The 15,767-nt window shown below is 61.5% G+C and carries 16 protein-coding genes; 7 read left to right on the forward strand and 9 right to left on the reverse strand.

Going from position 1 to position 15,767, the window contains the following annotated elements:
• Positions 1–84 precede the first annotated feature (84 nt).
• The 3 genes from NH234_RS08535 to NH234_RS08545 all read left to right on the forward strand — a co-directional run bounded on the left by NH234_RS08535 (position 85) and on the right by NH234_RS08545 (position 2,462).
• The gene (locus tag NH234_RS08535) at positions 85–921 is read left to right on the forward strand and encodes a S1-like domain-containing RNA-binding protein (protein ID WP_085710349.1); all 837 of its coding nucleotides are present in this window, start codon (positions 85–87) and stop codon (positions 919–921) included.
• A 45-nt stretch (positions 922–966) separates the two neighbouring features.
• Complete coding sequence (locus NH234_RS08540) at positions 967–1,377, forward strand: DUF2177 family protein (RefSeq protein ID WP_085730093.1); 411 nt, start codon at positions 967–969, stop codon at positions 1,375–1,377.
• A gap of 152 nt (positions 1,378–1,529) precedes the next feature.
• A complete protein-coding gene (locus NH234_RS08545; RefSeq protein ID WP_367256300.1) occupies positions 1,530–2,462 on the forward strand; it encodes a DMT family transporter in 933 nt (310 codons plus the stop codon).
• On the opposite strand, the gene NH234_RS08550 is transcribed toward NH234_RS08545, so the two are convergent.
• Positions 2,407–3,588 (reverse strand): MFS transporter, encoded by a 1,182-nt coding sequence (locus NH234_RS08550; protein WP_367256301.1) that lies wholly within the window; start codon positions 3,586–3,588, stop codon positions 2,407–2,409. The two genes, NH234_RS08545 and NH234_RS08550, sit on opposite strands and share 56 nt — an antisense overlap.
• Before the next feature lie 104 nt (positions 3,589–3,692).
• On the opposite strand from NH234_RS08550, the gene NH234_RS08555 reads away from it, so the two are divergent.
• Together NH234_RS08555 and NH234_RS08560 are read left to right on the forward strand one after the other, a co-directional pair.
• Positions 3,693–4,586 carry a LysR family transcriptional regulator gene (locus NH234_RS08555; RefSeq protein WP_085730096.1) on the forward strand — a complete coding sequence of 298 codons (894 nt, stop codon included), beginning with the start codon at positions 3,693–3,695 and terminating at the stop codon, positions 4,584–4,586.
• Between the two features lie 142 nt (positions 4,587–4,728).
• Positions 4,729–4,857, forward strand: a complete 129-nt coding sequence (locus NH234_RS08560) for a PA1414 family protein (protein ID WP_007914492.1) — start codon at positions 4,729–4,731, stop codon at positions 4,855–4,857.
• 106 nt (positions 4,858–4,963) lie between these two features.
• Here NH234_RS08560 and NH234_RS08565 read toward each other — a convergent pair whose 3' ends face one another.
• The 6 genes from NH234_RS08565 to speB form a co-directional block, all read right to left on the reverse strand.
• The gene (locus tag NH234_RS08565; protein WP_085730097.1) at positions 4,964–5,212 is read right to left on the reverse strand and encodes a phosphopantetheine-containing protein; all 249 of its coding nucleotides are present in this window, start codon (positions 5,210–5,212) and stop codon (positions 4,964–4,966) included.
• Between the two features lie 43 nt (positions 5,213–5,255).
• Entirely contained in the window at positions 5,256–5,981 is a 726-nt protein-coding gene (locus tag NH234_RS08570) for an MBL fold metallo-hydrolase (RefSeq protein ID WP_085730098.1), read from the reverse strand.
• Between the two features lie 82 nt (positions 5,982–6,063).
• A complete protein-coding gene (locus NH234_RS08575) occupies positions 6,064–7,443 on the reverse strand; it encodes a sodium:solute symporter (protein WP_367256302.1) in 1,380 nt (459 codons plus the stop codon).
• A gap of 79 nt (positions 7,444–7,522) precedes the next feature.
• Entirely contained in the window at positions 7,523–9,034 is a 1,512-nt protein-coding gene (locus NH234_RS08580; protein ID WP_085730100.1) for a cytosine permease, read from the reverse strand.
• A 56-nt stretch (positions 9,035–9,090) separates the two neighbouring features.
• Positions 9,091–9,513: a nuclear transport factor 2 family protein gene (locus NH234_RS08585; RefSeq protein WP_367256303.1), complete on the reverse strand. Its 423-nt coding sequence runs from the start codon at positions 9,511–9,513 to the stop codon at positions 9,091–9,093.
• A gap of 10 nt (positions 9,514–9,523) precedes the next feature.
• Positions 9,524–10,474 (reverse strand): agmatinase, encoded by a 951-nt coding sequence (gene speB, locus NH234_RS08590; protein ID WP_007956591.1) that lies wholly within the window; start codon positions 10,472–10,474, stop codon positions 9,524–9,526.
• A gap of 205 nt (positions 10,475–10,679) precedes the next feature.
• Between speB and NH234_RS08595 the strand changes: the two genes are divergently transcribed.
• Both NH234_RS08595 and NH234_RS08600 read left to right on the forward strand, forming a co-directional pair.
• The gene (locus NH234_RS08595; protein ID WP_007956593.1) at positions 10,680–11,573 is read left to right on the forward strand and encodes a LysR family transcriptional regulator; all 894 of its coding nucleotides are present in this window, start codon (positions 10,680–10,682) and stop codon (positions 11,571–11,573) included.
• A gap of 4 nt (positions 11,574–11,577) precedes the next feature.
• Positions 11,578–12,174 (forward strand): tRNA-uridine aminocarboxypropyltransferase, encoded by a 597-nt coding sequence (locus NH234_RS08600; RefSeq protein WP_367256304.1) that lies wholly within the window; start codon positions 11,578–11,580, stop codon positions 12,172–12,174.
• Positions 12,175–12,215: 41 nt separating this feature from the next.
• Here NH234_RS08600 and NH234_RS08605 read toward each other — a convergent pair whose 3' ends face one another.
• Together NH234_RS08605 and NH234_RS08610 are read right to left on the reverse strand one after the other, a co-directional pair.
• Complete coding sequence (locus tag NH234_RS08605; protein ID WP_367256305.1) at positions 12,216–13,577, reverse strand: HlyD family type I secretion periplasmic adaptor subunit; 1,362 nt, start codon at positions 13,575–13,577, stop codon at positions 12,216–12,218.
• A 9-nt stretch (positions 13,578–13,586) separates the two neighbouring features.
• Positions 13,587–15,746, reverse strand: a complete 2,160-nt coding sequence (locus NH234_RS08610; protein WP_367256306.1) for a type I secretion system permease/ATPase — start codon at positions 15,744–15,746, stop codon at positions 13,587–13,589.
• Between the last annotated feature and the right edge of the window lie 21 nt (positions 15,747–15,767).

Consider the following 15,767-nt stretch of genomic DNA (forward strand, 5'->3'; position numbering starts at 1 on the left):
AATTTCAGTCGGCGGGAGGATCTGCCGGCCAACGAACCCGGCAAAACCGGGTAGAATGCCGCCCACGCAATGAGGGTATTGGAAATGGCTTTAGTCGGGCGCTACAACAGTTTGCAAGTGGTTAAACACACTAACTTCGGTTTATATCTGGACGGCGGTGCCGACGGCGAAATTCTTTTGCCCAACCGTTATATCCCCAAAGATATTCCCAGCGAAGATGAAGACTGGCTCAATGTTTTCATTTATCTGGACAGCGATGACAAACTAATTGCCACCACTGAAAAACCAAAAGTTCAGGTTGGTGAATTTGCCAGTTTGAAAGTTGTTGAAGTCAACAGCATCGGTGTGTTCCTCGATTGGGGCCTGCCCAAGGATCTGCTGCTGCCTTACTCCGAAGAAAAACGCCAGATGACCGCTGGCGAGTATTGCGTGGTGCACGTCTACCTCGACAAGCACACCCGCCGCATCACCGCCACCGCGCGCCTGGATCGTTATCTGGACAAGACCCCGGCCAACTACAGCGTGGGCCAGGAAGTTGATCTGCTGGTGGCCGAAGCCACCGACATGGGTTTCAAGGCAGTCATCAACAACAAGCATTGGGGTCTGATTCACAAGAACGAAATCTTCAAGTTCATGCGTTCCGGCATGCGCGAGAAAGGTTTCATCAAGGAAGTGCGTGCCGACGGCAAGATCAGCCTGAGCCTGCAACCGGTAGGACAGGAAGCGGCCAGCAGCCTGAGTTCGAAGATTCTCGCCAAGTTGCGTGAAAGCAACGGCACCCTGGCCGTCAGCGACAAGAGCGATCCGGCGCTGATCAGCAGTCTGTTCGGCGTCAGCAAGGGCAACTTCAAGAAGGCCATCGGTTCGTTGTACAAGGAAGGCAAGATCGTCATTCATGCCGATCGCATTGAACTAACCTGAGCCTGACGTGGCCCATGTTGCATGGGCTCAGTTGAGGTCGGGCAGATGAAAAAAGCACTGATTGCCTACGTCGCCACGCTGCTGACGTTTCTACTGCTCGACGGCCTCTGGCTCGGCGTGCTGATGGCGCCGACCTATCGCGAACTGCTCGGTTCGCTGATGCTCGAAAAACCGTTGCTGGTGCCAGCAGCGGTTTTTTATTGCCTGTACGTTTTCGGGTGTGTGGCGTTTGTGGTGTTGCCTTCGATGACCTGGCAGCGAGCCGCCCGCATGGGCGCGCTGCTCGGGCTGGTCGCTTATGGCACCTATGATCTGACCAACTGGGCGACGCTTCGCGGCTGGTCGGTGCAGGTGACATTGCTGGATTGGGCATGGGGGACGTTTGCCACAGCGCTGGCCTGTACGGTCGGATTTGCCGTGGTCAGCGGGTTTGGCAGATCAGCCCGTCACCGCTGACGCTTCAGGAGAATGTAGTGTCTCTTCCAGACGGCTTTTTCTGGCCAACTGGTTAATAATCCCCGAGACTATTTTTCGCCCCGGACGAAGAGCCGGGGCTTTGCTTTGACCATTGGAAAAACTGCCATGTTGTGTGTATTCGAGGTGCTGCGGTGAGTGTCAGTCGGCGCAGTGCCGACGGTTTTGCCCTGCAAGTGATGATCGGCCTGTGCCTGATCTGGGGCGTGCAGCAGGTGCTGATCAAGTGGGCGGCAAGCGATATCGCGCCGGTGATGCAGGCGGCGGGGCGGTCGGGGATTTCCGCGTTGTTGGTAGGACTGCTCATCTGCTGGAAGGGCGGCTGGGATCAGGTCGGCAATACCTGGCGTGGCGGCTTGCTGGCGGGTGCCTTGTTCGGTCTGGAGTTCCTGTTCATCTCCGAAGGCTTGCAATTGACCACGGCGGCGCACATGTCGGTGTTCCTCTATACAGCGCCGATCTTCACCGCACTCGGTGTGCATTTCCTGTTGCCCAGTGAGCGTCTGCGGCCGGTGCAATGGCTGGGGATTTTCATGGCGTTCGTCGGCATTGCCGTGGCGTTTGCCGGCGGGGTGTCGTGGGACAACCTCGATCACCGCATGTTGATGGGCGATGCCCTCGGCGTGCTGGCCGGGGCGAGTTGGGGCGCGACCACCGTGGTAGTGCGTGCTTCGCGCCTGTCGGAAGCGCCGGTGACGCTGACGCTTTTTTACCAGTTGATCGTCGGTTTCGTCGGCCTGCTGTTGATCGCACTGCTCAGCGGCCAGATCACCCACGCCAGCCTGACCGCCGTGGCGCTTGGCAGCGTGTTGTTCCAGGGCCTGGTGGTGTCGTTCTTCAGCTACCTGACCTGGTTCTGGCTGCTGCGCCGTTATCTGGCGGCCAATCTGGCGGTGTTTTCCTTCATGACGCCGTTGTTCGGCGTCACGTTCGGCGTGGTGCTGCTGGGCGAAGAACTGAGCCTGAATTTCGTCATCGGTGCCGTGCTGGTGTTGCTCGGCATCACCTTTGTCAGCGCGGAACAGTGGGTGCGTCGGCGCTTGCGCAAAGCGCTCGGCCAGTCGTAAGCGGTTTCCACGCCAGACCGCCGGCGATCAGCAAGCCGCTGCCGGCAATCACCAGCGCCGGTTGCAGGCCACCGCTGAAGTGGCTGCTGACCGCTGCCAGCAACGGTCCGCTGAGCTGGCCGACGGCGAAGCACGCGGTGAGCAGGCCGGCGTTGCGCTGGGTGGCGTGGGGCGCCAGTTCTCGGGAGCGTTGCATCACCAGTTGCATGCAGGACAGGAACGGCGTGCCGCACAGGATCACGCCCAGCGCCAGGCCGAGGCCGCTGCCCAGCAGGCAGGCAAACACTCCGGCGGCCTGCAGCCACAACGTCGCCATCAACCAGTGACGGGTGGTTTCCGGATCGTGCCGACGCAAACTCACCAGTAACACGCCAATCGCGGCGGCGAGGCCGAAGCATGGCCAGAACAGATCCGCCTGCCATTGCCCGTGAAACTGTGCATTGGCCATCTGCGACAGAAACGTGGCCGGGATGATGTAGCCCACGCCGTACAAGGCATACACCACCGCCAAGCGCGCAATGCCACGATTCGACGGAGCGTCGGCAACAGGCGCGAGCGGCGCACCTGCTCCCGGTTGCGGCAGAATTCGCACGATCCCCAGCAACATGACCAGTGCCACAGCGGCGTAGATCAGCCACAACGTTGCGGAAGTCTGCTGCGCCAGATGTGAGAACAGCGCCAGCAACCCCGTCAGAAAAATCCCCAGCCCCGGCCCGGCAAAGACCAGCGCTCCCAGCCGTGGACGACCCGCGGCCGCAGCCAGCGGCTGGCTCAGCGCGGTAATCATCACCAGCACCCAGGCACTGGCCACGCCGGTGCCGAAGCGCAACAGCAAATGCGACCAGAAACCGTTGGCCCAGAACGATGCCAGTGTCAGCAGCACACACAACCACAAGCCGCCATGCAGACGCCGCTGCACTTGATCGGGGCGGCGAGAAAACATCGCGTCCACGGCGCCGAGCAGATAACCGAGGTAGTTGGCGGCTGCAACCAGACCGGCGGCAGTCAGGTCGATCTGGCCTTCGCTGATCAGGTGGGGAAGTTGCGGTGTGAGGGCGAAACGCCCGATGCCCATGGCCATCATCAGGGCAATGAAACTGGCGGATAAGCGAATCAGCGGCGACATGGTCTGGATTCCGTTAGAGGTTCAATGACCGTCAGGCTAGGACTGATTGACTTTCTTTAAAATTGAATAATAGTGAGTAACTTGTTCTTTTCAGGAGAATGGTTGTGGAGTTCAGCCAATTGCGGATCTTCCAGGCCGTGGCGGAGGAGGGCTCGATCACTCGCGCCGCTGACCGTTTGCATCGCGTGCCGTCGAACCTGTCGACCCGGCTCAAACAGCTCGAAGAGCAATTGGGCGTCGAACTGTTCGTCCGCGAACGTCAGCGTTTGCAGTTGTCGCCTGCGGGAAAAGTCCTGCTGGACTACACCGGCAAACTGTTCGCCCTGCGTGATCAGGCCAGTGCGGCGGTGATGGGCGGGCAACCGGCAGGGGATTTCGTGCTCGGCACTCTGTACAGCACCGCCGCGATTCATCTGCCGGCGTTGCTGGCGCGCTATCACAAACAGTATCCGGCGGTGAATCTTCAGGTGCAGTCCGGGCCCAGTGGTGAATTGCTCGAAGGCCTGCTCACCGGACGCCTCGACGCGGCGCTGGTGGACGGCCCCCCACAACTGGCCGGGATCGACGGGGTGCCGTTGTGCAACGAGCGGCTGGTGCTGATCAGCGAGGCCGATCACCCGCCGGTGCGCAGTGCCAAGGATGTCGAGGGGCGGGCGGTGTTCACCTTTCGTCATGGCTGCGCCTATCGCGCGCGGCTGGAGTCGTGGTTTGCCCACTATCACGCGGCAATGGGCCGGGCGATGGAGATCGAGTCCTATCAAGGCATGCTGGCCTGCGTGATTGCCGGCAGCGGCGTGGCGCTGATGTCGGAATCGATGCTCGCCAGCCTGCCGGGCCGCGAAAGTGTCGCGGTGCACCCGCTGGCCGAACCCTTTGCCAGTGCGACAACATGGCTCATGTGGCGCCGGGGTATGGTGGGGGCCAACCTCAATGCGTGGATTGAGCAGCAGCAGGCGCTCTATCCCGTGGCTGGCGAAGATGCCCGGGAAACGGCTTGAACGAACGGTCAGGGATTCTGATCCATTCAGTAACAGATCATTGCGGATTTCGCCGAGCATTGCGTAGGACTTCGGACTATTATCAGTGCGAAGCGGCTACAGAATTCCGGCCGCTCAGCACCACCCTGAAGGGGGCATGACGATGAAAGAGAAAATTCAGAACTGGCTGCACGATTTGGGTGTTGCCCTCGGCTTGATCGAACCGCCTCTGCAACCGGTCCCGATTCGCACTGATGACGAACAGCGTCGGCGTCAGCAGCGTCGGCGCTAATGCCCCGATCTGAATAACAAGGATTTGAAGATAGAGAGATCGCAGTCTTCGTCAGCGCCTGCATGAAACCGTGCAGGCGCTGACGAAGACTGCGATCTTTTGCTTTTCAGTGTCGCCCGATCTCGATCAGAAACCGGCTCAAGTCGTTCGCGGTTTTCGCGGTCTTGAGCATGTGATCTTCTTCGGCGGTGAATGCCGTCAGTCCGAATTCATCTTCCAGATGGAAGATGAGATCTTCTATATCCGCCTTCTCCAGACCCAACTCAGCCAGGCTGGTGCGGTCATTGAAGTCGCGGTTTTCCAGCAGACGCTTGATGAAACTGTGCACGGCGGCACGCACGGCAGCTCTTCTCATGGCAGATCTTATATTGGTGGGTCTGACTGGAGTACAGCAGGCCTCAGGCGTGCCGGCGCAACCATTCGTCAATCATAGAGCGTAAATGCGTTCCGGAGAAACTGCCGAAATGCCCGCCATGCACCGTGCGGATCGGCAGCGCCTGCAAGCGTCGCAGGCTGGCGGCGTAATCCTCAAGATTGGAGTGGTAGGCGTCTTCGATCAATGGCCCGTCGTAGATGATGTCGCCGCTGAACAGGGTTTCGGTGGCGGCTTCATAGAGGCTGATCCCACCCGGCGAATGCCCCGGCGTGTGCAGCACCTGCAACGTGCGATTGCCCAGGTCCAGCACATCGCCGTCCTCGACAAATCCGGTGGCCGGCGCAGCCTTGACCCGGTACTCGGCGTAGCACAACGGGCAATCCGGGTGCGCTTCGAACATGTCGTCGCCGACGAAGGCCCGGCTCAAGTCATTCTCGCCATCCGGCGCCGCCAGAATGTCCGCCTCGGCGGGGTGTACCAGCCGTTCGGCAAATTCGTGATGCCCGGCGATATGGTCGAAATGGCAATGACTGGCCACTGCCACCAGCGGTCGCTCGGTGAGCCAAGGCAGTTGCTCGCGCAGGCTGACGAGTCCGGAGCCGCTGTCGAGCAGCAGATCCTTGTCACGGCCCTGAATGTGCCACAGGTTACAGCGATAGAAGGGGCGGATGAACGGTTCGTGGATCAAGCGGACGCCGTCATTCAGCGTTTTCACCTCGAACCATTGGTCTCGGCTGACAATCTTCATGATCACTTTCCTTGAGACGAAAAAAACGGGTGTGGCAACCGACGCCACACCCGCCGAAGAAAGTTGTTGCTAACGCTTCAGCTTAGATCGCACTGGCCACCGGGGCAGGGCGACGCGACATCAGGCTGACCACGACGAAACTCACCAGACCCACGGCCAGGCTGTAATAGATTGGAGTGTTGGCGTCCAGACCGTCCTTGACCATGAACAGCAGGGCCGTGGCGAAGCCCATACCCATGCTGGCGATGGCGCCGGCGGTGGTGGCGCGTTTCCAGAAAATCGCACCGATCAGCGGGATCAGCATGCCGCCCACCAACAGGTTGTAGGCCAAAGTCAGTGCACTGATCACGTCATTGACCACCAGTGCAATACCCAGCACCACGACACCGGTCAACAGGGTGAACAGGCGGTTCACGCCCAGGCTCGACTGTTTGCCGCCACGCAGTTTCGGCAGCAGGTCTTCGGTCAGGGTGGTGGCGGCGGCGAGCAGGCCGGCGCTGGCGGTGGACATCATCGCGGCCAGGGCGGCGGCGATCACCAGACCACGGATGCCGTCCGGCAGCGACAGTTTGACGATGGCGGCGAAGGCGTTGTTGACGTTGTCCAGATCCGGGATCAGTACGTGCGCCGCCATGCCGATCAGGGCGCAGGCCAGACCGTAGAGGATGCAGTAGATGCCCGCGAAGCTGCCGGCGTACTGAGCTACTTTTTCATTCTTGACGGTGAACACCCGTTGCCAGATGTCCTGACCGATCAGGATGCCGAAGAAGTAGATCATGAAGTAGGTGATGATCGTGTCCCAGCCGATGGTGGTGAAGTTGAACGCCGCCGCCGGCAGCTTCAGCGCCAGTTCGTCCCAGCCACCGACTTTGTACAGGCAGATTGGCAACAGGATGAACATCAGGCCCACGGTCTTGATGATGAACTGGACGATGTCGGTCAGGGTCAGTGACCACATACCGCCGATGGCCGAGTACACCACCACGACGCCACCGCCGAGCAGCACCGAGACCCAGAACGGCAGGCCGAACAGTACTTGCAGCACGGTGCCGATGGCGAGGATCGAGGTCACGCCGATCATCAGTGCGTAGGCCAGCATGATCGCCGCGCTCGCCGAGCGGGCCATCGGGTTGTAGCGTTTTTCCAAGACCTGGGTAACGGTGTAGATCTTCAGTTTCAGCAGCGGCTTGGCCAGGAACAGGTTCAGCGCGACGATGCCGCAACCCAGTGCCGCGCACAGCCAGAAACCGGAGATGCCGTGCACGTAGCCCAGACGCACGGTGCCGACGGTGGACGCACCACCCAGGACGGTCGCGGCCATGGTGCCCATGTACAGGCTCGGGCCGAGGTTACGCCCGGCGACGAGGAAGTCCTCGTTGGTCTTGGCTTTGCGCATGCCGAAATAGCCGAGCAACAGCATGCCGGCCGCGTAGATGAGGACGACGAATAAATCCAAAGCCATGATGGCGTGTCTCCGATTGTCTTTTTTATGGGGTGGAACACTGTGGGAGAAGGCTGACCCCCACAGGCGATTCGTTTCTTCAGGCGGCCTGACGCAGCGCCGCTTCAGCCGGCGCATGCGCGCCTTTGCTCCGTGGATCTTTCGGCCCGTAGACCAGCGCCGGTTCCGGGAACAGGCTCAGCAACATCAGGTACATCACCGAGGCCAGGCCCAGGGTCACCAGCAGGCTGATGTCGATGCCGCCGGCCAGTTCACCCAGCGGGCCGACGAACTGCCCCGGCAGGTTGACGAAGCACAGGCCGACCGCCGCGCTCGGGATCCATGCACCCAGGCCGCGCCAGTTCCAGCCGTGGCTGAACCAGTAGCGTCCGCCTTGCTCGCCGCGCGTGAACACTTGCAGGTCGTCCGGGCAGTAGAAGCCGCGACGCACCACCAGGCCGATGATCATGATCACCATCCATGGCGTGGTGCAGGTGATGATCAGCACGGCGAAGGTCGACACGCTCTGCACCAGGTTTGCCGCAAAGCGCCCGATGAAGATGAAGGCAATCGACAGCACGCCGATCAACAGCGTTGCCTTGACCCGCGACAGCAGGCGAGGGAACACGCTGGACATGTCCAGCCCGGTGCCATACAGCGACGTGGTGCCGGTGGACATGCCGCCGATCACCGCAATCAGGCACACCGGCAGGAAGAACCAGCTCGGCGACACTGCCAGCAGACCGCCGACGTAGTTGTTGGCCGCGATGTAGTCCGGTGCCTGGATCGCTACGATGGTCGCAGTGGTCAGGCCGAACAGGAACGGGATGAACGTAGCGATTTGCGAGAAAATCACCGCTGCCATGATCCGCTTGCGCGAAGTTTCACGCGGGATGTAGCGGGCCCAGTCGCCGAGGAACGCGCCGAAGGAAATCGGGTTGCTCATGGCCACCAGCGCGGCGCCGATGAACGCGGCCCAGAAGCCCGGCTGGCCGAGGCTGACAGTGCCGGCGTAGTGCGAATCGAAAGGACCGGCGAAGGCAAAGATGCCCAGCAGGAACAGCAGACTCGCGCTCCACACCGCGACCTTGTTCACCCACAGCAGGAAGCGGAAACCGTAAATGCACACGGTCAGCACCAGCACCGCAAACAGACCGTAGGCCAGACCCAGGGTCAGGTCGGTTTCCGGCAGGCCGATCAGGCGTTTCGCACCACCGATCAGCGCATCCCCCGAACTCCACACCGAGAGCGAGAAGAAGGCGATGGCGGTCAACAGCGACAGGAACGAACCGACGATCCGCCCGTGCACGCCGAAGTGCGCACCCGACGACACGGCATTGTTGGTGCCGTTGAGCGGGCCGAACAGGCCCATCGGTGCGAGGATCAGCGAGCCGAGCAGCACGCCCGACACAATCGCCCAGACCCCGGCCTGAAAAGACAGGCCGAACAGCACCGGGAAACTGCCGAGCACGGCGGTGGCAAAGGTATTCGCGCCGCCAAAGATCATGCGGAACAAATCCACGGGACCGGCGGTGCGTTCGTTGTCCGGGATCTGTTCGACCCCGTGGGTTTCAATCTGCGTAAGGCTTTGGTCGTTGTTGTTGTTATTCATGATCTGCTCCGATCACAAAGGCGCGCCGCATCGTGTGTGAGGCGTCACCTGTTTGGCTAAGGGGGTGGCAGCCCTTCCGGCATTGCGGACAAATGTTCGTGGCAGGCCAGCCAATGGCCTTGTTGTTCTAGGCTCGACGCTTGTTTCCTGAAAACAATCGTCTCGCGCTCCTGGCTGAAGTGTTGCTCCCCTTGCATGCGCAGCTCGGTGGCCACGTCATGGATAAACACCGCCACGTCACCTTGCAGGCTGACGAAGGCGTTGCTCGAAGTGCACGACAGCACTTCGAAGCCATCCTCGGCGCACCAGCTATCCCACAACGCCTGATAGGCATCGCGCGACAGCAGGGGCTGTTCGAGGGTGTAGAACACGAAGCTCGCATCGGCGCTGAACGCGCCGAAGTAGGCTTCGCGATCGTTGCGGGCGAAGGCGGACACCAGATCGGCGGCCGCTTTCAAAACCTGATCACGTTCGTTCATGATCCGACCCTCAGCGATGGACCACGCCAGGCAGTACGCAGAGCATTTCGTACAGCAGGTTGGCGGCCAGCAGCGAGGTGTTGCCGGTGGTGTCATAAGCGGGCGAGACTTCTACCAGATCGCAGCCGATCAGGTCGAGGCCCTGGCAGCCGCGAACGATTTCAATCGCCTGAATGGTCGTCAGACCACCGATTTCCGGGGTACCGGTGCCAGGCGCCCAAGCCGGGTCGATGCCGTCGATGTCGAAGCTCAGGTACACCGGGCCGCCACCGACTTTCTCGCGCACTTCGGCCATCAGCGGTTCCAGCGACTTGTGCCAGCACTCTTCGGCTTGAACAACGCGGAAGCCCTGATCGCGGCTCCAGTTGAAGTCGTCAGCGGTGTAACCCTGCGCCCGCAGACCAATCTGCACCACGCGGTCGCAGTCCAGAAGGCCTTCTTCGACGGCGCGACGGAAGGTCGTGCCGTGGGCGATCTTCTCGCCGAACATGTGATCGTTGACGTCAGCGTGAGCATCGATGTGCACCAGTCCGACCTTGCCGTGCTTTTTGTGGATGGCACGCAGGATCGGCAGGGTGATGGTGTGGTCGCCACCCAGGGTCATCGGGATCACGTTGTGCTCGAGGATGTTGTCGTAGGCTTCTTCGATGATGCGCACGGCGTCGAGCAGGTTGAAGGTGTTGATCGCCACGTCACCGATGTCGGCAACCGACAGCGAGTCGAACGGCGCGGCGCCGGTGGCCATGTTGTACGGGCGGATCATCACCGATTCAGTGCGGATGTCGCGCGGCCCGAAGCGGGTGCCGGGGCGCAGCGAGGTACCGATGTCCAGGGGCACGCCAACGAAGGCTGCGTCCAGACCGGCAGCGGTCGGTACGTGGGGGAGTCGGAGCATGGTGGCGATGCCGCCGAAGCGCGGCATTTCGTTGCCGCCCAGTGGTTGGTGAAGAATCTTGTCCACGGGTAGGGCCTCATCGTCTTTGTTTTATTTATGTCGGCGCGCCGCATTCGCAAGGTCACGGGCACCGCTGTGGGCCGATTCTGCGAAATGTAGTGAGGCGAAAGAATCGCTACGGGCAAATACTTAGTTCAGAATTTTCTAAACTAATGGAATGGCTGGAGATAGACTTCTCGCCCATGCTCGTTGCCCGATCAGTGGAGTCCCCATGGCCAACGCTTTACCCGACCTGAAACTTTTGCGCATCTTCGTCAGCGTCGTGCGCCATCAGGGCTTTGCCAACGCGCAGCAGGAACTCAACCTGTCGACCTCGGCGATCAGCACCTACATGAGCCAGCTCGAAGCCGCGCTCGGTCTGGTGCTGTGCCATCGTGGTCGCGGCGGTTTCAGCCTGACCAGCAAGGGCGAGCTGTTCCATCAGGAAACCCTGCGCCTGCTCGCCGAACTCGAAGGTTTCGAGCAATACGCCGCCGCACTCAAGGGCGAACTGCGCGGCACGCTCAACCTCGGGGTGATCGACTCCACGGTCAGCGACAAGGCTCTGCCGTTCGCCGAAGCCATTGGCGCCTACAGTCAGGAACATCCTGCGGTGCATTTGCATCTGTCGGTGATGAGCCCTTACGAACTGCAACTCGGCGTGCAGGACAACCGCCTCGATCTGGCCATTGGCGCATTCTCCACGCGCATGAGCGGTCTGGTGTACATGCCGCTGTACCGCGAACAGCACTGGCTGTATTGCAGCAGCCGTCATCCGTTGTTCAACGAGCGGCGGATTCCCGAGCAGGTCATCACCCAGCAACGTATGGTCGGGCGGGGCTACTGGAGTCAGGCAGAACTGGCACGCCACGGTTTCAAACACAGCGCCGCCACCGTGGAAAGTATGGAGGCACAGCTGATTCTGGTGCTGTCCGGCGCCTACATCGGTTACCTGCCAGAGCACTACGCCCAGGCCTGGGCCGACAAGGGTGATTTGCGGGTGCTGCTGCCGGCGACCTTCGGTTATCAGGCGCCGTTTTCCATGATCATGCGCCGTGGCCGCAGCCGCGAGCCGCTGATCCAGACTTTCCGTGATCTGCTCAAAGCGCAGCTCAATCAGGCCTGAGAACATGTCCAGACCCCAATGCCCGCGCTGCCTGCGCCCTCAAACCCACTGCCTGTGTCTGCTGATTCCCAGCCTCGACAGCCGCACCCGCGTGTTGCTGTTGCAGCACCCGAGCGAGGTCAATCACGCGCTCAACACCGCACGGCTGGCGGCGCTCGGTTTGAACAATGCAGAACTGATCGTCGGCGAGGTGTTCGAGGATTTGCCTGCGCTGCTGAACCGGCCGGGGTATCGGGCGCGGTTGTTGTTCCCGGCGGATGATGCACAACCGATGCAGGCTTACGCGGCTTCCGATGAGCCGTTGTTGCTGGTGGTGCCGGACGGCACGTGGCGCAAGGCGCGCAAGATGTTGCATCTGAATCCGCTGCTGGCGGCGTTGCCGCGGGTGACGCTGGCGCAGGGCGGGGTTTCGCGGTATCGGCTGCGCAAGGCACCGGGGCCGGGAGCGTTGTCGACCATCGAGGCGATCGTTCAAGCGTTGCAGACACTGGAAGCGCCGGCCTCTTTCGATCCGTTGCTCAAGCCGTTCGAGGCGTTGATCGAGGGGCAGATCGCGGCGATGGGGGAGGAGACTTTCCTGCGCAATCATGCTGACAAATAGTGGCAGATCGTTCCCACGCAGAGCGTGGGAACGATCAATCATCAGCGTTCGCGCATCGCTTCGGTCCGTGCCTTCAACACCGGTTTGAGCAGGTAATCCAGCACACTTTTCTCCCCGGTAATGATGTCCACCGTGGCAACCATGCCCGGGATGATCAGCAACGGTTTCACATCCCCGCCCAAATGGTTTTTGTCGGTACGCACCTGGATCAGGTAGAAGCTGTTGCCCTTGTCGTCGGTGATGGTGTCGGCACCAATCAGCTCAAGCTTGGCACTGAGCCCGCCGTAGATCGTGTAGTCGTAGGCGCTGAACTTGACCATCGCCTTCTGACCCGGATGCAGGAACGCCACGTCCTGCGGACGGACCTTGGCTTCGATCAGCAGGTTGTCTTCCAGCGGCACGATTTCCACCATGTCACTGCCCGGCTGAACCACGCCGCCGATGGTGTTGACCTTCAATTGCTTGATCACCCCGTGCACCGGCGAAGTCACGGTGGTGCGGCTGACGCGGTCGTCGATGGCGATACTTGACGCGGTGATTTTCGACAGGTCGGTGCGTTTCTGGTTGAGGTCCTTTGCCGCGTCGGAGCGGAAGGTCTGCTCCGACTCGTCGATCTTGCTCTTGATCTCGTTGATCGCCGATTCGGCCCGGGGAATGGCCAGCGTCGTGGCGTTCAGCGACCCACGAATTTCCACCGCACTGCGTTTGAGCCGCAGGATTTCCACCGGCGACACCGCCCCGGTGCCCACCAGCGGCGACGACATATTCATCTCTTGCTGGAGCAACGCCAGGCTGGAACTGTACTGACCCTGCTTGGAGCGAAACTCCGCCAGTTCCTGAGTCTTCTGCCGCAGCTGTTCGGTGAGCGTGCGTTGCTCACTGGCCAGGCGCCGCTGGCGCTGGTCGTACAGCGCGCGTTCGTCTTCGGCCACTTGCGGCGCTTTGCTGATGATCTCGTCGGAGAGCTTCATCGGCCGGCCTTCGGACTCTGCCGACAATCGCTCGACCTGCGCCATCAACGCATAGCGATCGGCCTCGCTTTCACCCTTGTTCGACAGAAACCGCGTGTCATCCAGACGCAGCAGGGTGTCGCCCTTGTTCACCATTTGTCCTTCACGCACGAAGATCTCGGTGACAATCCCGCCTTCGAGGTTCTGGATCACCTGGACCTTGCTCGACGGAATCGCCTTGCCTTCGCCCATGGTCACTTCTTCGAGCACCGCGAATTTGGCCCAGACCAGCGCGCAGATCAGCAGCGCCGCCGCCAGCCACACGGTGATCCGCGACCAGCGCGGCGAGTCCTGCAAAGAAGCGCCGGCGGTTTCCGGCATGAATTCGGCTTCGGCGCTTTTGCCGAAACTGTCGAAGTAGCCGCGCTGTTTTGAAGAGGAGGAAGCAGACATGGGCAACTCCTAGACCGCCGCCGAGCCGACCCGGCCCTTGCGCAGTGCATCGATGACCGCTTCTTTCGGACCGTCGGCGACGATCCGGCCCTTGTCCAGCACCAGCAACCGGTCCACCAGGCTCAGCATCGAGGTGCGGTGGGTGACCAGCAGCAGCGTCTTGCCCTGCACCCAGCCGTGGAGCTTCTGGCGCAGGACGTCTTCGCTGCTGTTGTCCATGGCGCTGGTAGGTTCGTCGAGCAGCATGATCGGCGGGTCGAGCAGCAGTGCTCGGGCCAGCAGCACAGCCTGACGTTGCCCGCCGGAGAGCAATTGCCCGCGTTCGCCCACCGGCCGGTCGAAGCCTTGCGGATGCTGGCGTGCCAGCTCGGTGACACCGGTCAGTTCGGCGACTTCGAGCATTCGCGAGTCGCTGACGTAGCGGGCGCCGAGCGTGAGGTTGTCGCGCAGGCTGCCGGCCAGCAGCGGCAGGTCATGGGCGACGTAACCGATCTGCTGGCGCAGGTCGGCGACATCCAGTTGCCGCAAGTCGAGGCCGTCGAGCAGCAACTGGCCTTCTTCCGGTTCGTAGAAACCCATCACCAGCCGCGCCAGGGTGCTTTTGCCGGAACCGCTGCGGCCGATGATGCCGATCCGCTCGCCGGGTTTGAGGCTGAAACTGACGTTACTCAGGGCCGGTGCATTCTGGCCGTTGTAATGAAAGGTCACACCGCTGATGTCCAGTGCGCCTTGCAGTTGCGTGCGCTCCAGCGGCCGCTGTTTGCCGTCGCGCTCCTGAGGCAGGGCCATCAGCGCGTCGGTGCTTTTCATGGTCAGTTGCGCTTGCTGGTAGCGGGTGATCAGCCCGGCGATCTGGCCCAGTGGTGCAAGCACGCGACTGCCGAGCATGTAGCTGGCCACCAGCGCGCCGACGCTGAGGTTGCCGGCGATGATGCTGTAGACCCCGGCGACGATGGTCGCCATCCCCGAGAATTGCTGGATGAACAGCGTGCCGTTGGTGGCCAGTGCCGAGAGGTTGCGCGCATGGCTGTCGAGGCGGGTGAGGGCGCCGTGGGTGCTTTCCCATTTGTGCTGGCGCTCGCTTTCGGCGCTACAGGCCTTGAGGGTTTCCAGACCGCCGAGGGTTTCGATCAGCAGCGCCTGACGCTCGGCACCGAGGCTCAGGCTTTTTTGCACGGTGTCACGCAGGCGCACCTGAATGATCATCGCGAACACGATCGTGATCGGAAACGCCAGCAACGGAATCACCACCAGCCAGCCACCGAGCAGGCCGATCACCACCAGCATCAGCACCACGAAGGGCAGGTCGATCAGGCTGGTCAGAGTCACTGCGGTGAGAAATTCCCGCAGCCCCTGAAAGTCGTGAATGCTCTGGGCGAAACCGCCGATGGTCGCCGGCCGGGCCTTCATCGCCATGCCGGTGATGCGCTCGAACAACGTCGCGGAAAGGATCACGTCGGTCTTCTTGCCGGCGGTGTCCAGCAGGTGCGCGCGCACCACCCGCAACACCAGTTCGAAACCGGTGCCGATCAGCAACCCGATGGCCAGCACCCACAGGGTCGACGTGGCCTGATTCGGCACCACGCGGTCGTAGGTCTGCATGACGAACAGCGGCACCATCAGGCCCAACAGGTTGATCAGAAAACTGGCGAGGATCGCGTCGCTGTAGAGCCATTTCGACAGCTTCAGGGTGTCGCGAAACCACGCCTGAACCCTCGGCACAAGCGGTGAGCGCAGGTCTTCCAGTTCATGCCGGGGCCGGGCGAACAAGGCCTGGCCGGTGTAGTGTTCGGTGAGTTCTTCGCGGCTGACCCACTGTTCGCCGCCATCGGCTTCACTGGGCAGAATCAGGGCCTTGCCGTCATCGGCAAAACGCCGCAATACGGCGGTGCGGCCATTGCTCAACAGCAACAGCACCGGCAGGTTGAGCGAGGAGATGTCCTTTAGGTCGCGGCGCAGCAGCCGCGCCTGCAAACCGGCCCGGGCTGCGGCGCGGGGCAGCAGCTCAAGGCTCAGGCGTTGCTTGTCCAGGGGCAGGCCGGCACTCAGGCTGGCGCGACTGACCGTCGCGCCATGGAGTTTGCAGAGGATCAACAGACCGTCGAGTAACGGATCATCGAAGCTCAGCCGCGGATCGACCCCGGAAACACCGGGTTCCATGCTGGTCATATTGATCGCTCCCTGGCTACA

Origin of the sequence: Pseudomonas sp. stari2, assembly GCF_040760005.1 — a bacterium.
GTDB lineage: Bacteria > Pseudomonadota > Gammaproteobacteria > Pseudomonadales > Pseudomonadaceae > Aquipseudomonas.

What these genes read in the sequence shown, in the direction of transcription:
- NH234_RS08535 (WP_085710349.1), top strand. Translation starts at nt 85, where the DNA reads ATGGCTTTAGTCGGGCGCTACAACAGTTTGCAAGTGGTTAAACACACT.
- NH234_RS08540 (WP_085730093.1), top strand. Translation starts at nt 967, where the DNA reads ATGAAAAAAGCACTGATTGCCTACGTCGCCACGCTGCTGACGTTTCTA.
- NH234_RS08550 (WP_367256301.1), bottom strand. Translation starts at nt 3,588, where the DNA reads ATGTCGCCGCTGATTCGCTTATCCGCCAGTTTCATTGCCCTGATGATG.
- NH234_RS08560 (WP_007914492.1), top strand. Translation starts at nt 4,729, where the DNA reads ATGAAAGAGAAAATTCAGAACTGGCTGCACGATTTGGGTGTTGCCCTC.
- NH234_RS08565 (WP_085730097.1), bottom strand. Translation starts at nt 5,212, where the DNA reads ATGAGAAGAGCTGCCGTGCGTGCCGCCGTGCACAGTTTCATCAAGCGT.
- NH234_RS08570 (WP_085730098.1), bottom strand. Translation starts at nt 5,981, where the DNA reads ATGAAGATTGTCAGCCGAGACCAATGGTTCGAGGTGAAAACGCTGAAT.
- NH234_RS08575 (WP_367256302.1), bottom strand. Translation starts at nt 7,443, where the DNA reads ATGGCTTTGGATTTATTCGTCGTCCTCATCTACGCGGCCGGCATGCTG.
- NH234_RS08580 (WP_085730100.1), bottom strand. Translation starts at nt 9,034, where the DNA reads ATGAATAACAACAACAACGACCAAAGCCTTACGCAGATTGAAACCCAC.
- NH234_RS08585 (WP_367256303.1), bottom strand. Translation starts at nt 9,513, where the DNA reads ATGAACGAACGTGATCAGGTTTTGAAAGCGGCCGCCGATCTGGTGTCC.
- NH234_RS08595 (WP_007956593.1), top strand. Translation starts at nt 10,680, where the DNA reads ATGGCCAACGCTTTACCCGACCTGAAACTTTTGCGCATCTTCGTCAGC.
- NH234_RS08600 (WP_367256304.1), top strand. Translation starts at nt 11,578, where the DNA reads ATGTCCAGACCCCAATGCCCGCGCTGCCTGCGCCCTCAAACCCACTGC.
- NH234_RS08605 (WP_367256305.1), bottom strand. Translation starts at nt 13,577, where the DNA reads ATGTCTGCTTCCTCCTCTTCAAAACAGCGCGGCTACTTCGACAGTTTC.
- NH234_RS08610 (WP_367256306.1), bottom strand. Translation starts at nt 15,746, where the DNA reads ATGACCAGCATGGAACCCGGTGTTTCCGGGGTCGATCCGCGGCTGAGC.